The sequence below is a fragment of the Herbaspirillum sp. GCM10030257 genome (assembly GCF_042666555.1).
Classification (GTDB): Bacteria; Pseudomonadota; Gammaproteobacteria; order Burkholderiales; family Burkholderiaceae_D; genus Noviherbaspirillum.
Map to the genome: position 1 here is coordinate 350462 of NZ_JBHTDH010000001.1, position 17484 is coordinate 367945.

General features: G+C 56.9%; 14 protein-coding genes. 6 read left to right on the plus strand and 8 right to left on the minus strand.

Annotated features, from left to right (window positions below; all coding sequences use genetic code 11):
* Positions 1-240: 240 nt before the first annotated feature.
* Both ACFQUU_RS01555 and ACFQUU_RS01560 read left to right on the plus strand, forming a co-directional pair.
* Positions 241-2970 (plus strand): EAL domain-containing protein, encoded by a 2730-nt coding sequence (locus ACFQUU_RS01555; RefSeq protein WP_382241624.1) that lies wholly within the window; start codon positions 241-243, stop codon positions 2968-2970.
* Positions 2971-3057: 87 nt separating this feature from the next.
* Complete coding sequence (locus ACFQUU_RS01560; protein WP_382241627.1) at positions 3058-4167, plus strand: zinc-binding dehydrogenase; 1110 nt, start codon at positions 3058-3060, stop codon at positions 4165-4167.
* A gap of 20 nt (positions 4168-4187) precedes the next feature.
* Here ACFQUU_RS01560 and ACFQUU_RS01565 read toward each other — a convergent pair whose 3' ends face one another.
* Entirely contained in the window at positions 4188-5456 is a 1269-nt protein-coding gene (locus tag ACFQUU_RS01565; protein ID WP_382241630.1) for an MFS transporter, read from the minus strand.
* A 133-nt stretch (positions 5457-5589) separates the two neighbouring features.
* On the minus strand, positions 5590-6543 hold the full coding sequence (locus tag ACFQUU_RS01570) for a LysR substrate-binding domain-containing protein (RefSeq protein WP_382241633.1): 954 nt from the start codon (positions 6541-6543) through the stop codon (positions 5590-5592).
* Between the two features lie 186 nt (positions 6544-6729).
* Here ACFQUU_RS01570 and ACFQUU_RS01575 point away from each other — a divergent pair, with 186 nt between their 5' ends.
* Together ACFQUU_RS01575 and ACFQUU_RS01580 are read left to right on the plus strand one after the other, a co-directional pair.
* Complete coding sequence (locus ACFQUU_RS01575) at positions 6730-7221, plus strand: DnaJ C-terminal domain-containing protein (protein ID WP_382241636.1); 492 nt, start codon at positions 6730-6732, stop codon at positions 7219-7221.
* Between the two features lie 2 nt (positions 7222-7223).
* Complete coding sequence (locus ACFQUU_RS01580; RefSeq protein ID WP_382241639.1) at positions 7224-7733, plus strand: chaperone modulator CbpM; 510 nt, start codon at positions 7224-7226, stop codon at positions 7731-7733.
* 119 nt (positions 7734-7852) lie between these two features.
* On the opposite strand, the gene ACFQUU_RS01585 is transcribed toward ACFQUU_RS01580, so the two are convergent.
* Positions 7853-9175 (minus strand): sialidase family protein, encoded by a 1323-nt coding sequence (locus ACFQUU_RS01585; protein WP_382241642.1) that lies wholly within the window; start codon positions 9173-9175, stop codon positions 7853-7855.
* A gap of 271 nt (positions 9176-9446) precedes the next feature.
* Between ACFQUU_RS01585 and ACFQUU_RS01590 the strand changes: the two genes are divergently transcribed.
* Complete coding sequence (locus ACFQUU_RS01590; protein WP_382241644.1) at positions 9447-9869, plus strand: VOC family protein; 423 nt, start codon at positions 9447-9449, stop codon at positions 9867-9869.
* Positions 9870-9924: 55 nt separating this feature from the next.
* Here ACFQUU_RS01590 and ACFQUU_RS01595 read toward each other — a convergent pair whose 3' ends face one another.
* The 4 genes from ACFQUU_RS01595 to ACFQUU_RS01610 all read right to left on the minus strand — a co-directional run bounded on the left by ACFQUU_RS01595 (position 9925) and on the right by ACFQUU_RS01610 (position 15592).
* Positions 9925-11016 carry an endonuclease/exonuclease/phosphatase family protein gene (locus ACFQUU_RS01595; RefSeq protein WP_382242167.1) on the minus strand — a complete coding sequence of 364 codons (1092 nt, stop codon included), beginning with the start codon at positions 11014-11016 and terminating at the stop codon, positions 9925-9927.
* Between the two features lie 317 nt (positions 11017-11333).
* Complete coding sequence (locus ACFQUU_RS01600; RefSeq protein ID WP_382241647.1) at positions 11334-13739, minus strand: heavy metal translocating P-type ATPase; 2406 nt, start codon at positions 13737-13739, stop codon at positions 11334-11336.
* A 44-nt stretch (positions 13740-13783) separates the two neighbouring features.
* Positions 13784-13993, minus strand: a complete 210-nt coding sequence (locus ACFQUU_RS01605) for a heavy-metal-associated domain-containing protein (RefSeq protein WP_382241650.1) — start codon at positions 13991-13993, stop codon at positions 13784-13786.
* Between the two features lie 120 nt (positions 13994-14113).
* Complete coding sequence (locus tag ACFQUU_RS01610; RefSeq protein WP_382241653.1) at positions 14114-15592, minus strand: MFS transporter; 1479 nt, start codon at positions 15590-15592, stop codon at positions 14114-14116.
* A 178-nt stretch (positions 15593-15770) separates the two neighbouring features.
* Here ACFQUU_RS01610 and ACFQUU_RS01615 point away from each other — a divergent pair, with 178 nt between their 5' ends.
* A complete protein-coding gene (locus ACFQUU_RS01615) occupies positions 15771-16577 on the plus strand; it encodes a prolipoprotein diacylglyceryl transferase family protein (protein ID WP_382241656.1) in 807 nt (268 codons plus the stop codon).
* A gap of 267 nt (positions 16578-16844) precedes the next feature.
* Here ACFQUU_RS01615 and ACFQUU_RS01620 read toward each other — a convergent pair whose 3' ends face one another.
* Positions 16845-17276, minus strand: coding sequence for an HIT family protein (locus ACFQUU_RS01620; protein WP_382241659.1), 432 nt, complete (start codon positions 17274-17276; stop codon positions 16845-16847).
* Between the last annotated feature and the right edge of the window lie 208 nt (positions 17277-17484).

The following is a 17484-nucleotide window of genomic DNA, read 5'->3' on the forward strand; positions in this document are numbered from 1 at the left end:
TCTGTTCATCAAATTATCTTGTAAGTGATGGGCGCCGTTCTGGCAAAGCGGCAAATTCAGGGGATGGGATTATCACGGAATTCACCGCGGCGGCCACGGAACTCGCGTTTCGGCCCATAGCCATAAGACTTTGGCACACACGGCATGCTTAACGTTTCGCAAAAATGCACCTGCAATTAAGCCTATGCTTTTGTGATTGCCCCTCAACATGGCCCAGCGACATGCCCGTTGCAGCAACTCATGGACAAGCCTATAACATCCTCGGAAGGCGTCAACGGCGAGTCATCGCGGCGCAGGCGATTGCGAAGCCGAACAGGCGCCGTGTCGCGGGTTCTGTATATCCCCGTTATCTGGCTGGGAATCGGCATCGTCGTCGTTGCGGTAGGCTGGATATCGCTGTTGTCAATGCTCTCTGCGGAACGGCGCCAGGCTGAAAATTCCGCATTGGTCGAGGCAGGCATTCTTGCCAGAGGTTATGCAGGCCACCTCGCGCGGACGCTGGACACGGTCGACCAGTTATTGATGGTGCTGAAGTTGCAGTGGGAAAATAGCGAAGGCAAGCTGCGTCTCGAAGACTATAAGAACCGTGGCGTATTTCCTGAAGCGGCACCGTTCAATGTCAGCATCGTCAGCCGGGACGGCATTCGCCTGACGAGTACCTTCGGCCCAAACGTGGAACGCTCCAGTCCCGATGTAAGCGACCGCCCCTATTACATGGCACATGTAAACGCACCGGGCGATTTTCTATTCATGGGGTTGCCGACATGGGGACGTGCAACAGGCAATGCGGTCATCCAGTTTTCACGCCGATTGACATCGCGGTCAGGTGCGTTCGACGGTGTGGTGCTGCTCACCGTGAAGCTTGAATTCTTTACGGCAAATTACGACACCGTGACGCTGGGGGAACATGGCTTTATCGGAGCCATTGGTACCGATGGCCTGGTCCGCGCGGCACGCACCGGCGCCACGGTCTACGATCCGGCAACCAATCCCATTCCAGCGGCACCCGACTTCAGCATAGCGGCAGGCAGCAGGTATTTTGCTGAAAACACGATGTTCAGGGACGGACGCAGTCGATATGTGGGATGGCAGCAGCTGTCGGGTTATGACCTGATTGCCCTGACCGCGCTGGACGAGCAAACCTTCATGGCGCCGTACGGGCAACGCCGTACCAGCCTGATCAAGACGGCCGTCAGCCTGACGTTTGTGGTGCTGCTCCTGGCTTGCGCCGCGGCGCTCGTCGCGTTGCGGATGGCCGCCCGCAAACGTCAGCTGGAGATGGCGCAATCGACCTATCGGATCGCCACTGAGGCGGGCAGCGAAGGATTTTATATTGCACGACCAATCGCTGACGAATCGGGACGCATTGTCGATTTCGAAGCACTGGACTGCAACCGGCGTGGTGCCGGCTTGTTTCAGCTGCGGCAGGAGGAATTCATTGGTTCCAAATTATCTTACCTGCATGATCCGGTCAGCTTCCATCGCGCGTACCAGGCGCTGCTGCAAGCCATCGACAACGGTGAGTTCGAGGGAGAACTGGAGCTGTCGTCGAGGGATGAATCGTTACACCGCTGCGTTTATCTGAAGGCAGTCTATGCTGAAGGCAATCTGGCCATCACCATGCGCGACATTTCGAAGGAGAAGTCGCATGTGCGCGAACTGGAGCGGCGCGGCAACGAAGACGTGCTGACCGGATTGCCGAATCGTTTGTGGGTGCAGTCGTTTCTTCCCGATGCGGTTGCGCAGGCGTCACGCAGCGGCAAGAAGCTGGGCGTGCTGTTTATCGATCTGGATGGATTCAAGAAAGTCAACGACACCATGGGGCATGCCGCCGGCGATGAAGTATTGCGCATTGCGGCACGTCGCCTCAAGGATGCCGTGCGTCCACATGACAAGGTAGTGCGCTTGGGCGGTGACGAATTCCTGGTCATCGTTGAGAACATCGTTGTTGAGGATGATGCTGCGCATGTAGCGGAACGCGTGCTGCAAGGTTTCAATAAGGGTTTTCGCCTGCAGGAAGGCACGGCCAGTATCGGGACGTCCATCGGCATCAGCATCTATCCCGGCGATGCCACCGATGCAGGAAGTTTGCTGGAGCATGCGGACATCGCCATGTACTCCGCCAAGACAGCCGGCAAGCGTACCTACCGGTTCTTCGATGCATCATTTTTCGATGCCTTGCGTGCACGCCTTCACAGGGAAAGCGAACTCCGGCATGGCATCGAGCGTGATCAGTTCGTCCTGCACTACCAACCGCGCATTGAACTGGTTACCGGGAACACCTCCAGCCTGGAAGCCCTGGTACGCTGGGTCCATCCGTCGGAAGGTCTGCTGACACCAGTTGATTTCATTGACCTGGCTGAAGAATCGGGCCTGGTCGTGCAACTCGGGGAGCTAGTCATCGAGAAGGTCTGCGCTCAGATCGCCTATTGGGCAGCGCAGGGAAATTACGTCGTGCCGGTGTCGGTCAACGTTTCATCCCGTCAATTCAATGAGGCCAATATCTCTAAGGTATTTCAGCGCACGATCAGCCGCTACGGCATCGATCCGCGTCTGGTCGAGGTCGAGCTGACCGAGGCCGCGATGATGGAAGACAGTGAACAAGTGACGACTGCATTATGCGATATGCGCAACCAGGGAATGGCGTTGCTGGTCGATGACTTTGGCACCGGCTACTCTTCCCTTGCCAAGCTTCAGCAACTCGATTTTGACGTGCTCAAAGTTGATCGTGCCTTTACCACCCAACTCGGGAAGACCGATCAGGGCAACGTGTTCTTTGAAGCGATTATCACGATGGCACATGCGCTGGGCATGCGCGTCGTCGCGGAAGGCGTCGAAAAAAAGGAGCAGCTCACCATTCTTCGCCACCTCGGGTGCGACGAAATACAAGGATTCCTTGTCGCCAGGCCACTTGCACCAACCGCCAACCAGGCCGACCTGTTCCGGAAAGTTCTCGCAATGCCTACATGAACAGGCCGCGGCATGGTAAAACACCGACTTGGTGAATGTCGAAATCCCGGTTGACCATTTTCTTCAGTCAAATCAGCGAGGAGCCTTATGCAACAGAAATCACGCGCCGTTGTCTGGCGGGAAAAAGACCAGCCTGTGGTGGTGGAAGACATTCTTGTCGAAGCCCCCCGACGTGGTGAAGTCATGATCAAACTGGCGGCTTGCGGTGTCTGCCACAGCGACCTGTCGGCAACCAACGGGACCATCCCTTTTCCGCCACCGATCGTTCTCGGCCATGAAGGCGCAGGCGTGATCGTCGCGCTTGGTGAAGGCGTCGATGAGTACAAGGTGGGCGATCATGTTCTGAGTTCCTTTGTCAGCATGTGCGGCAAGTGCCGCTATTGCCAGACAGGACGCCCGCAACTGTGCGACCAGGCCGGAAAAGCCACCATGACACTGCCAGATGGCACCGTCCGCACAAGCGACCTTGCCGGAAATCCCTTGAGCGTTTTTTCGGGATGTGGCGTGATGTCGGAGTATGCAACGCTGCATATGGATAACGTGGTCAAGATCGATGCTTCCGTACCGCTGGAAAAAGCGGCGCTGGTCGGTTGTGGCGTGATGACCGGCGTCGGTGCCGCGATCAATACCGCCAAGGTATCGCCCGGAACGGTTGCCGTCGTGTTTGGTTGCGGCGGTGTAGGCTTGAACGTAATCCAGGGTTGTGTGATTTCCGGCGCGGCAATGATTGTTGCGGTCGACACTTCCGACATGAAGCTGGAAATGGCCCGCGAGTTTGGCGCAACGCATGTTGTCAATGCGAAGAGTACCGACAACGTGGTCAAGGCAATCAATAACTTGACGCAGGGCGGCGCTGACTATGCATTTGAATGCGTCGGGTCAGGGGAGATTGCCGCGCAAGCTTACGGCGTGCTCGGCAAGGGCGGAACCGCCGTCGTCGTCGGCGTTGCCGGACTCAAGGACATGACATCGATACGCACCGCATCGCTGACCTTCGGTGAAAAAACGCTGACCGGCAGCTACTTTGGCTCGGCGCGTCCGCGTGAAGATTTTCCGCGTCTGCTTCGCCTGTACAACACGCATCATCTCAAGCTGGATGAATTGATCACCAGGACGTATTCGATCGAAGAAGCGCCGCAGGCGTTCGCAGACCTGAACTCGGGCATCAATGCACGTGGCGTGATTGTCTTTTCCTGATACGTTTCCTGTTTGGTCTTTCATGCACTTGCAGGCTTCCCATTGATGTCGCGAGTGTGCACCGCCGTGTCGTCAATGGGGAAATGCAGCATGGCCGCAAACAGTCCTGCCGCAGCAGTCGCCGCCCATATCCAGGTATACGAACCGGTCAGGTCGAACACAAAGCCGCCCAGCCAGGCACCAAGAAAGGAACCGATCTGGTGGCTGAGAAAACAGATGCCAAACAAGGTGCCCAGATGCTGCACGCCGAATAGCTTGGCCACGAGTCCGCTGGTCAGTGGCACCGTGCCCAGCCAGGTCAGGCCCATCACGGCGGCGAACACGACGACCGATGTGGTTGACTTCGGCAGCAGGAAGAAGGCGGCAATCACAACTCCCCGGATCAGGTAAAGCCATCCGAGCACGGTTTGCTGCCGGATGCGTCCACCCAGCCAACCGCATGCCCAGGTCCCCACCATGTTGAAAAGACCGATCAGCGCCAGCGCGGTCGCGCCAAGGCCCGTCGGCATGTGGCACAGGAACAGATATCCGGGCAGGTGCGTTGCGATGAACGCGAGCTGGAAGCCGCAGGTAAAAAACCCCAGTGTCAGCAGCAGATAGCCGCGATGCTTGCTTGCCACCAGCAAGACTTCCTTCAATGAAAACGTAAGGGAACCGGCGGCAGGTAACACCTCCGTGGGCCCTGTGCCGCCAATATTGCGGCGATCAAGAAGAATGCCGAGTGGCGCGGCAGCGAGAATCAATCCTCCGAGCACCAGCAGCGAACCTGGCACACCGATCATTTCTCGTGTGGTCTGCGTTAGCGGAACCAGCAGGAACTGACCCAGCGATCCACCCGCGCTTGCCAGACCCATTGCCATGCTGCGCTTTTCGGCGGATGCGACGCGACCCACGGCGCTGAGTATCACGCCAAAGCTGGTACAACTGATGCCGATACCAACCAGCAGTCCCATGCCAATCACAAGGGCTGTGCCCGATTGCGCAATGGACGCAAGTGCCAGGCCGGACGCAAATGTGACGGCACCAAACCCAACGACCGGGGCCGACCCATAGCGATCCGCGGCAGCGCCGGCAAACGGCTGTGCGAATCCCCACACAAGATTATGAAGAGCGATCGCAAATGCGATCAGTGACACCGGCATGCCGCGATCAAACGAGAACGGCCCGATGAACAAGCCGAAGGTTTGCCGGATTCCCATCGCAGCGCTCAGGATGAGCGCGCCGGCGATGATGATGAGAGTCGTTCTGTTTTTCAGTGCTGCAGAATAAGTGGTGGTGCTTGCCGACATGATGTTGTCCTCCTGGGACAATGTTGGCAGCGGGATGCTGATGCAGCAAACGAAAAGTGTTTGATCACAGGTGAACTGGTTTCATCTGTTCGATCCAGCAAGAGTATGCGACGATGCGCTGTAGTCGAACGAATCAGTTCTGAGCGCTGCCCGCGTGGCGCTCCGCTGCGGCCGGGTTGGACGGCTGCGGGCTTTCCTTGAATGCGTCTGCCTCTTTTAGCAGCCATTGCTTGAAGCCTGCAAGGTCAGGCCGATGATCGACGCCTTCCGAACTTACCAACCAATACGCGGTGCGTACCGGAATTGCGTCCAGGCCGACCTCGACCAGTGCACCTGATCCGAGATCAGGATCCACCAGCGGCCGTCGTCCCAAGGCAACGCCAAGGCCGACCGCTGCCGCCTCAAACGCGAGCTGGATCGTATCGACACGCAGTCCGCCGGACAGCGCGACACCCTCCAGGCCGGTGCCTTCCAGCCATGCCTGCCAGTCCTCGCTGGCCGGATTGACATGGATCAGCGTGGCTCGCTGCAAGTCGGCCTTTCCGGTCTCGTCAAGCAAGGTGGCGCGATACGAAGGGCTGCAAACGGGAACCAGCTTTTCACCGAACAAGCGACTCCATGCGGCTCCCGCAACGGGCGCCCGGCTCATGCGTATCGCAAAGTCGAAGCCATCGACCGGAAAGCCGACCTGCTGGCGCGACGTATCGACCGTCACGCTGATGTTGGGCCAGCGCTGGCGAAAGCCATGCAGGCGCGGCAGCAGCCAGCGAGACGCGAGTGTCGGTGCGCAACTGACCGCAATGGTCTGGTGGGCACGGCGATTGGGCAGGCGCTGCGTTCCGGTGGCAATCAGGGAAAACGCTTCGGAGATGTAGAGCAGGTAATCCGCTCCCTCCGGCGTCAGCGAAAGTCCGCGCGGTTCACGGACGAACAGTTCGACGCCGAGGGCTTGCTCCAGGCTGACAATACCGTGACTTACCGCACTTGGCGTCACATTCAGTTCCGCTGCGGCCAGCTTGAAACTCTGGTGCCTGCCGGCCGCTTCAAAGAAACGCAGGGAAGAAAGCGGCGGCAGGCGAAGTGGCATGACACATCCTCGGTAGGGGCCGGTCACGCGTGCCGGATTACTCTCATGACGCGGCCCGGTTGCACAGGAGAAGAATTTTCATTCTACCCGATAGAGCAGCCGGCATTTTTGAGTGCGGGGCTGCAAGGGCCGCGCCGGTAGGCCCTCAAACCGCTACGTCGGTAAACACTTTGCTGACGATTTGCCATGTATTGCATGATAAGCGTCGACCAGGCCGGGCATGTCAGCCTGGCCGAACGTACGATCAGTGTGCGCATTCCCAAAGGCGTGCATGAAGGTCAGCTAATCCGTCTGGCGGGACAGGGCAATGCAGGGATGGGAGGCGGACCAGCCGGCGACCTGTATCTCGAAGTGCATTTTCGGCCCCACCCGCGCTATCGCACGGAAGGGCGCGATGTTTATGCGAACCTGCCGATCACGCCATGGGAAGCTGCGCTTGGCGCGGCGATACAGGCAAAAGTACCGGACGGTACCGTGGAGATCCGGGTGCCGCAAGGATCGCAAAGCGGTCGCAAACTTCGTCTGAAAGGCCGCGGCATTCTCGGTCCCACCGCCGGAGATTTCTATTTTGTGCTGGAAGTCATCGTGCCTCCGGCGAATACGCCACGGGCGCGTGAACTATATGAAGCGATGGCGCGTGACCTGGCATTCAACCCACGTAAAGATTGGGGAGCCTGACGATGCAGCATGAATTGATTGCGGTATTGCTGGAAGAAGTGCCTGTCACGCTCAACGAAGTCGCCATCAGTTGCACGGTGAGCCGGGAGTGGGTCATCGAACACGTGCAGGCTGGCGTCTTATTGTCAAACCCGGAAAGCGATCCAGACCAGTGGCGCTTTTCAGGGCGCGACCTGTTGCGGGCACGCCGTCTGCTGGAACTGGAGAGACAGTTTGATGCTAATCCCGAACTGGCCGGCCTGGTTCTCGACTTGAGCGAAGAACTTGATTTATTGCGTTCGCGGCTGCGTCGGCTTGGCGTGCCGGACGGCGTTGCTTGTCGCTTGTGTGGCTCGCCACACGGCACTTCGTGCGCCTTGCCCTGCACCCCAATTCGACCCGCTTCTCCGTACGCCACTAAGAAATCCCTCTGGCGCTTTCGACCTGACTGCTCCGCCGATGCCGGAAACCGGAACGAGAGAAAGGGAATGCGAACTGGAAAAGACAACTGGCGAGTCGGGTCAGCAAAATGACGAGCTAGCACAACTCCCCAACCGTAGGTCAAAGCAGGTGCAATCAGGCAAGGTTCATCAAATCCTCCGGCTGCCTGCAGGACCGTGAGCAGCTACTCCGAAAAAGAGCGATGCCGCAGTCAACCCGAAATTTTGCCCTGGATCAGCCACACACGGCTTTTCTTGCCTTGCAGAAGACTGCTGTTGACAATGGCTATGTTCCCGTCGCGGCTCACCGCAAGCTTGTTCATCATCAGTCCCTGATGGCTGCCGTTCGTTCCTTCGCTTGGGTCGCGGCTGCCAGGCACTAGCGCCGGCGCGGTAAAACTCTTGCCGTTGTCAATGGACACGCTGAAACCAAGTCCGCGCGGCCGTTCCCGGTAATCGGGGAATAATTCGTACACGACATATAGCCGGCCTGCAGCATCAATGCTGAATGAAGAATAGGCTGCACTTTCCACGCCCTTCGGCAAGGGGGTCGAAAGCACGCGTGGTGCATCAAACTTTCTCCCGTCGGCCGACCGCGTATACATCACCTGATACTGGTCGAAGGGACCGTCCCTGCTCTGGGCATACACAAGATGAAGCATGCCGTCCGGTGAAGCGGCAAGTTTGGGGGCATCCGAGTAGCCCTTGCCCGGCGCGACGATCTCCGGTGCGCCGAACCTCATTCCACCGTCGACAGAGCTTGCCACATGAATATCCGCATCGTCGTTCTCGCCCGTGGTCCATGCAAGGTAGACCCTGCGGTCACTGCCCAGCGCAAGCGACGGTGCACGTATTGGGGCGGTATTCTTGCCGCCGGCGACAAGTTGCGGCACTGAAAAGTTCTTCCCGCCGTCGATCGAGCGACTAAACCACAATGCTCCGTCGTACTCGGTCCACGTTGTATAAAGCGTGCCATCCGGTCCCGCAACCAGATCGTAGCTTCCGTTATGCCAGACCTTGGCATTGATCCGTCCCTTACCGTCACCGCCCATAGAACGGGAAAGGTTGAGAGGTTCGGAGAATGTCGCGCCGTTGTCCTCGGAGCGAGCGAACAGCATGTCGCCGCCGTGCGAGCCGCCCGAGAAAATAATTTCCTGCCAGAGAACATAAATTCGTTCTGGCGATTCCGTGGTACGCGCCATCCGTGGAATCCAGGAAAAGGTGTCCGGACTGCGCGACACGTTTACCGGTTCGGCAAGCTGCTTGCTGCCATCCGGTGATAGCCGCTGGAACAGGACGTCCTTGCGCGTCTGGTCGACCCAGGCCACGGTCACGTTACCGCGCTGATCAATGCTTACCGCTGGATCGTCAATATAGTTGTAGCGGGAATTGTTTTGCTCCCACGGCCCCTTGTCGCCGGGCCCTGTCGCGATCTCGGTCGTGCCTTTCCAGCTGACGACAGAAACGGGAGCCGCGGCAACAGCCACTGAAAGAAAAATTAAGGCAAGAAAGGCGTAAGGGTAATGGCGATCCATGAGTGCAATCGGTAGAAATGTATGAGGCCTCGCCCTGTTTGAAAACACGAATGGCAAAAGCTTCGTATCACTAAATCTATAACAGATCCGGATCGATAACCAGGATTTCCATAAAGCATAAGCAATCGTTCGGCATGGGATTGGGGCAGTATCGGCGAACGCAAAACCAATCGTGAAATCAATCGCAATCCCATGAGGTTTATTTCGCGTAGAGTGTGAGGCCTGCACATCATGCATTGCCGGCACGCCACACTTCGACAGGAGCCTTATTATGAAACCACGCATTTCCGTCATTACGCTTGCGGTAGAAAATCTGGAGACGGCAGTACATTTTTACCGAGACGGGCTTGGGTTGCCGACCGAAGGCATCATCGGCACGCAGTTCGAAAATGGCGCGGTCGCCTTCTTCGACCTGCAGGCCGGGTTAAAACTGGCGCTTTGGCCGCGCCAGAGCATGGCTAATGATTCCGGTATCGCGGTTGGTCAGACCGATGCTCTCCAGTTCAGCATTGGTCATAACGTGTCAACGCGGAACGAAGTCGACCAAGTCATGCGCGACGCGGAACGCGCAGGTGCGTTAATCGTCAAAGCGCCGCAGGAAACATTCTGGGGTGGCTACGCCGGTTACTTCCGCGATCCCGATCAACATCTATGGGAAGTAGTGTGGAACCCGGACTTGTTACCTGCCGAATAAGGTTACGCATGTTCACCGACAGCATGCTGACTTCATAGACTGTCATCCGCAGGTGTCATGGCGCGAGCCTGTTCAGCCATGTTGACGACGCTTTTCCTGATTCCTCAGCGATTTTTTCTTCGGCCTCGACTTCATCCGATACGTTTGCCTCAAGCCCTTGCTGATTTACGCCCGTGGCGGCGTCGTAGACCAGTTCCACCAGTACCGGGAAATGATCCGAGCCAAATGCCGGTAGCCGTTTGATGAATGACAGAGTGAAATGGCGGCTGTGAAAAAGATGATCCAGCGGCCAGCGCAGAAACCAGTAGCTGGCATGAAAGGTGTTGAACATGCCGCGTCCGACACGCGGGTCCAGCAATCCGCTGATCTTGCGAAAAAGCCTGGTCGTCGTCGACCAGGCGACATCATTCAAATCGCCCGCAACAATCGTCGGGTGATCAAGGCCAGCCACACGTTTGGCTACGATGAGCAGTTCCGCATCACGTTCTGTCGACACATCGTTTTCAGTAGGACTCGGCGGCGTTGGATGCAGGAAGTGCATTTGCACCTCCCTTCCAGAAGGGAGAACTGTCACGGTATGCATGGAGGGGATATCCGGCTGGACCAGAAACTGCGTTGTGCTATTTTTCAGGCGCAGCTTTGAATAGACGTGCATTCCGTACAGGTTTTCAAGCGGACATTTGATGGAATAGGGATATTCGCTCTCCAGCGCATCAAGTTGCTTCTCCCACCATCCATTTGACTCGAGCGTCACGAAAATATCAGGTTGGTAGTGTCGTATCAGGGAAAGGAGGGCAGCGGCATTCCGATTTGACTGGAGAACGTTCGCCGACAGAATACGAATACGTTCCCTTGGTTCCTCGCCGGCAAATAACTTCACTTCATTGGGAAACGGGCGTGTATAAGGAAGTATCCACCAGGCTTGATATAGAACGCAGCAGATTGTAGTCGCGACAATTACCTTGACGCCGAACGTCGAGAAATCCAGCAAGACTGCTTGCGCAAGGAGGAGGACGATGCCGGAACTGACAATTTGCAAACGCGGAAAATCCAGATCGCGTACCCACCACCGTGACGAGCGTGACAAAGGCAACAGTGTGGCAACTGTCAGGATTGAGGTACATATTGCGATGATGAAAAATGGCATACTCAAATTGTATGCATTGCATCGCGGAACGCGATGACACGACGCAATAAAAAACAGCATAAGATCTAACCATAAACAAACCCCGCATGCGAGAAAGAGATGCGGGGTTGTATGGGTTATTCCAGAGATCAACGAATTTTTGTTGATACTTAGATAGTAACGCCTGAATCTTTTCTAACGGACGGGGAATCGGTAGGTAAGCCCACGTAGGCTCGTAATATCCGTGGCGTGGTCCTTTGCACGTGCATTCTTCCTTGTACTCCCCATGTTACGCATTCTGGTCCAGTCCCACATCGTGCAAAGGCTGACCTTACCCCTTATCCTCTACCTGTTCCGCGCAGGCGAAGCGCATTCGTGATTACCGAAACCGAGCTTAGGCTCATCGCCAGTGCCGCAATCATTGGCGACAAAAGCTGTCCAGTAAACGGATACAACAGGCCTGCAGCCAGCGGGATTCCCAAGGCGTTGTATACGAACGCAAAGCCAAGGTTTTGGCGCATGTTGCGCACAGTGTCGACGGAGAGCATTCGGGCCTGAGCAATTGCACGCAGATCTCCCTTTACCAAGGTAACATGCGCGCTGTTGATGGCGACGTCGGTACCGGTTCCCATGGCGATACCAACATTGGATTTTGCCAGCGCAGGTGCATCGTTGATGCCGTCGCCGGCCATGGCGACCATCTTTCCTTCTCTCTGGAAACGCTCGACAAGGTCGAGCTTGTCCTGCGGTTTGACTTCACCATACACTTCCGAGATGCCTAAATGTTTCGCCACAGACCTGGCGGTAGTTACGCCGTCACCTGTCGCCATGACCACATTGAGCCCGGCCTCTTTCAAGGTCAGCAGTGCTTCCGGAGTCGTACTTTTGATTGGATCGGAAACCGCCAGCAGACCGACCAACTGGCTATCCGCAGCCAGATACATCACGCTCGCGCCCTCGGCGCGCAGTTCTTCCGCTTCGCGTACAAGTAAATTCCAGTCAACATTCTCGCGGTCCATCAGTGCGGTATTGCCAAGCGCAATTCGCCGTCCCGTGACCACGCCTCGTACGCCGATCCCGCTCGACGACTCAAACTTTTCCGGCTTGTACAGCGTGATGCCGCGCTTCCGAGCCTCCGCGACAATGGCATGAGCCAGAGGGTGTTCGCTGCCCTGATCGATGCTTGCCGCCAGCTGAAGCACATCTTTTTCAGTAGACCCCGGTGCGGCGATTGCGCGGTCGAAGGCAGGCTTGCCTTCGGTCAGGGTGCCAGTCTTATCGACGATGAGCGTGTCGATTTTGCGCATGGCCTCGATAGCCGCGGCATCGCGGAAAAGTATCCCTTGCGTTGCCGCGCGGCCTGTTGCCGCCATAATCGACATCGGCGTAGCGAGTCCCAAGGCACAAGGGCAAGCGATGATGAGCACTGCAACAGCATTGACGAAACCATACACCCAGCTTGGTTCGGGACCCAAAGTACCCCAGCCAAGCAAGGTCAAGGCGGCAATGGCTACGACTACCACAACAAAGTAGGCGGCGACCACGTCGGCAAGCCGCTGCATCGGCGCACGCGAGCGCTGCGCATTCGCCACCATCTGAACGATCTGGGAAAGCATGGTTTGGGAACCGACCTTCTCAGCCCGCATTACGAGGCTGCCACTGGTGTTGATGGTGGCACCGATAAGCTTGTCTCTAGCGCGCTTGGTGACCGGAACGGGTTCCCCGGTCAGCATAGACTCGTCCAGTGCGCTTTCTCCTTCGAGCACTTCGCCGTCGACGGGCACTTTTTCGCCCGGTCGTACCCGGAGCAAATCTCCGACATGGACATGGGTCAGCGGCACATCTTCCTCTGTGCCGTCACCCTTTAATCGGCGGGCGGTCTTTGGCGCGAGCCCGAGAAGTGATTTGATGGCAGCGGAAGTCTGCGACCGCGCCCTGAGTTCAAGAATCTGGCCGAGAAGGGTTAATGAGATGATCACTGCTGCCGCTTCGTAATACACGCCGACGCGGCCATGCATCTGAAATGCGGGAGGAAACAGTTCGGGAGCGATCGTCGCAATCAGGCTGTAGCCATACGCCGCACCTGTGCCGGTGCCAATCAGCGTCCACATGTTAGGGCTGCGATTGACGATGGATTGCGCCCACCGGACAAAGAATGGCCAACCGGCGTACAGCACAACTGGCGTGCTGAGAACCAGCTCTATCCAGTTTTGGCCCGGTATCCCTTGCGGGAATATCTGATGGCTAAACATTGCCAGAGCGGTCACGATGACCGTGAGCGGCAGTGTCCACCAGAAGCGATGACGAAAATCGACCAGTTCCGGATTCTCCTCCTCGTCGAGTGCAGGCATCATGGGCTCAAGGGCCATCCCGCACTTCGGGCAGTTGCCTGGTTTCGATTCCTGAATTTCGGGATGCATCGGACAGGTATATATCGTCCCTTCAGGCGCCGGCGTCTCGGCCCGTGCGTTTTCTTTCGGCTTTACGTAAGCCTCCGGATTCGCCCGAAACTTTTCCATGCAGCGCGCGCTGCAGAAATGGTAGGCGAGGCCATCATGGTCGAGAGTCTTCTCGGGATCAGCAGCAACCTTCATTCCGCAGACCGGGTCGGTGAAGGGTTTTTCCGCAGAAGCAGTGGCATCATGCCCTGCATGCGCATGGTGGCCATGTCCTGAACCGGCATGGCCGGTATGGGCGTGGTGGTGATCGTGGTGATCGCGGCTTCCGTGCTTTCGATGTTCCATGATTCCTCCTGGCGGGCAATTATTTCTGCATCGGCATGATCCCGTTAAGCGGCCTCGTTGGCCACCCTGGCCGGATAACCGGCGCTCGATATTGCCTGTACCAAGTCCGAGACCTCGGACGTCGAGGTCACGTAAATCCGCTTGGTCTTCAGATCGACATTGACCTTTGCATCTTCATCCTGGGACAGGACCGCTTTCGTTACCCGACTTGCACAACCTCCGCAGGTCATTTTTTCCACGTGAATCTCGACCATTTTTACCTCCTGTGTTGAACTTCAATTCACTGTAGACCTTTCCAGGGTGGGAAGGTCAAGACTTTATTACTCCCGATTCATTAGTGCCGGACTGCGCACTGTGTATCAAAGAAGTCCGCTTTAAATGGCCACGCCGCCAGCCTGTTGTCGTTGCCTCGTATTGACCGCAGTACCTGCGAGGATGGCGGCAAGCAGCAGCAACGCAGCGCCTGCACCGAATGCGGTGGTGTGGCCATAAGTCAGCGCCTCGCCAGCTTTTGCCACGATGAACGGATCGCCTCCTTGCTGCAAAAGCATGGCCGCCTGAGGCAACTTGCCGTCGGCTGCAGTCACCGAAACCGTGGTGAATAGGGCGAGGCCCAAAGCGGCTCCGATCTGCTGGGCCATGTTAACCACGGCGGAGGCGACACCGGCCCATTCCTCGGCTACGCCATGTACGGCGGTCAGCGTCATTGTTACGGCGCTCATCCCCAGACCGAAGGACGTGAGAAGGACGGCAGGCATGACATGGCCGACGTAGGGCGAATCAACTGTCAGTGTCGATAGCCAGTACATGCCGGCGGCACCCAGCAACAGTCCTGGCATGGCGACAAGCCGGGGCACGAGGCGTTCAACCAGTTTGGAACTGATGCCTGCGCCGAGGATAATGCCGACGCTGAAAGGCAGTGCGGCGAAGCCCGTTCTTGCAGGACTGAATTGCGCAACTTGCTGCAGAAAAAGCGTCAGCAAGTAAAATGTACCCATCAGTCCCGCGCCCGTGAACAGCATGGTGGCGTAAGACCCCGCGCGATTACGCTCGGCGAGCAACCAGAGAGGTAACATCGGATATTTGCTGCGTGTCTGAATAAACAGGAACAAAAGCAGCATTGCAATGGCAATGATGAAAGCGGCCACCGTCACCGGATCGGTCCACGCATGCTCGCCACTACGGGTCACGCCATAGGTAAGTGCAACGAGGGCAACGGTTCCGGTAATGGCACCGAATGTGCCGAGCCGCCCCGTATTGCGTTGACCTTCGATCAAATTGCCGGTTCCTGCCAGGACTCCGAGGCCGATGGGAATATTGATGAAAAAGACCCAACGCCAGCTCAGCATCCCGGTTAGAACGCCGCCCAGCAGCACGCCGACGGTGATCCCTAGTGCGGACATGCCACCGTACACCGCCATGGCAGAATTACGTGCTTTGCCTACGGGGAAAGTCGTCGCGATCAGCGCTAATGCATTGGGGGCAGCAAGCGCTGCGCCAATACCTTGCAGACCGCGTGCAGCGATCAGCGACTCTACATTGGGACCAAGGCCGCCAAGCAATGACGCACCGGTGAACAGGACAAGTCCCGTCTTGAACACGCGACGCCGGCCGAAAAGGTCGCCCACTCGACCGCCGAAGAGCAGCAAACTGCCAAAGGCGAGGATGTATGCGTTGACGATCCAAGGCAAGAGAGATGACGGGACAGAAAACTCCCGCTGGATGCTGGGCAATGCGATATTCGCAATCGTGTCATCGAGGACCAGCATCAGCTGGGCAGTGGCAATGACTATTAGGGCAACGCGCTGTTGTCGCTTGCCCAGAGGCTTTGCTTGAAGATTCGAAACAGACATCACAAACTCCGAAATACATTGTGGATGCCTGTATCATCAACCTTCCAACGATGTGAAGGTCAATGCTTAAATGACGGCTTTTGCTGCATTCTTTGTTGACCTTCCCACAAGCGCAAGGTGCATTCTCTTTCAAATGATTAACAAATGCGCTCTGCGCGGAAGCTGGAAATAATCCCCAATGGAATCTTTTACACTCGGACCGTTCGCATTGTCTTCTGGGCTTCTCCTTTTCTTTGTCACTATCCTCTTATCCTTTTTCGTCGGGGACCGGGTTGCGAAGCGATACGGGACCGACATCGAGGTCGCGTTGTGGTCCATCTTGTTTGTTGGGATAGCATCGGCGCGTCTTGCGTTCGTGTTGGTCTACTGGCGGAGCTATGTAAGCAGCCCGTGGACGATTGTTGACATCCGGGATGGCGGGATGAATACCATTGTCGGCATCAGCGGCGCCGTCCTCATGGCCATTGTGCTGGTGATAAAAGACCGAACACGGCGGCGTCCAATCCTTGCGTCACTGTTAACCGGACTGGCACTGTGGGGAGGAATGACGACGGCGCTTCAGGCAGGCAGGCCCGCCACATCCATTCCGGAAATCGTATTGCCTGACCTCGCAGGCGACCGTGTCTCACTCCGATCGTTAGTCGGGAAACCGGTTGTCATCAATCTGTGGGCATCCTGGTGCGGGCCGTGCCGCCGCGAGATGCCGGTACTTCAGGAGGCGCAGAAGATGCACAATGACGTGGTGTTCGTTTTCGCTAATCAAGGCGAATCTTCCAAAGTCGTGCGCGCGTACATCGACTCTGAATCCCTGCGGTTGGAAAATGTCTTACTCGACAGGGAAGGAACCATCGCAAAGCATGCAGGATCTGCAGGCTTGCCAACCACGTTGTTCTTTGATCGGCATGGAAAGCTGGTGGACACGCGAGTAGGCGAACTTTCCCGGGCAAGCCTCGAACAGCGGCTCACGCAGCTGCAAGGCCCGTGACCGTCGCAAAGCGCCGTCTGCACGGTTTGATGCGTTGCGCCGAGCACATAAGCGCATCGAGGACAGGTTGAGTGCTTCCCTCGCTCTGCGACAGCATTTCAGGGTTGCCTTTCGAACTTCCCATCAGCCTACCGTGCCTTGTATCGGCCAACCTCCGGAGGGGAACAGGATCGCAACGAACACCTCGCAGAAACAGCGCAATTCTACGTTGCTAACCTTGAGGTGATGGAAACGTGCGCTGCCAGCGACCCTGTGGCAATGCAGTCGTCATACGCCTTCCCTTGGCAAGGCAGCGATAATCCGAGCTGCGATCGCGCGAAGGTGGTCGAGGACTGCGGGAACTGCGCCATGTGGCTTTAGTGAATCCCCTTCCCATCTTGGAACCACATGAAAATGAACATGTGGCACAGTCTGGCCCGCCGCCTTTCCATTGAATTGGCCAATCACAATGCCAGGCGGGTTTAACGCAGCCTTTACTGCCGTTGCTACTCTTTGAGTGGTCCGGATACATGCGGCAGCACCCTGTGCGGAGAGATCAAAGATTTCGACGGCCGGTTCTTTTGGCAGAATCAGAACGTGTCCGTCGGCTTGCGGCATGATGTCCATGATCGCAATCGTGAAGTCGTCTTCGTACACCCTAATGGATGGCAACTCGCCACGTAAAATTCGTGCAAATGGGTTCTGAGAATCGTATTCCATGACGTTTTCAAGGTCGAAGTGCAATCGCCGGTTAGTTGTTCATGCGGCCCAATATATCTCAGCTGATTGATTTTCGCTATTTCTGCCGGAATCACTCGTCGCACCTCACTCCAATCCTCGCTTTCATTCATGGCTCACCGGCATCACACCAGCCCTAAAAGCAGATCACTGCCATGGTCTAACGCACTCAGATTGAGAAGACAGATGA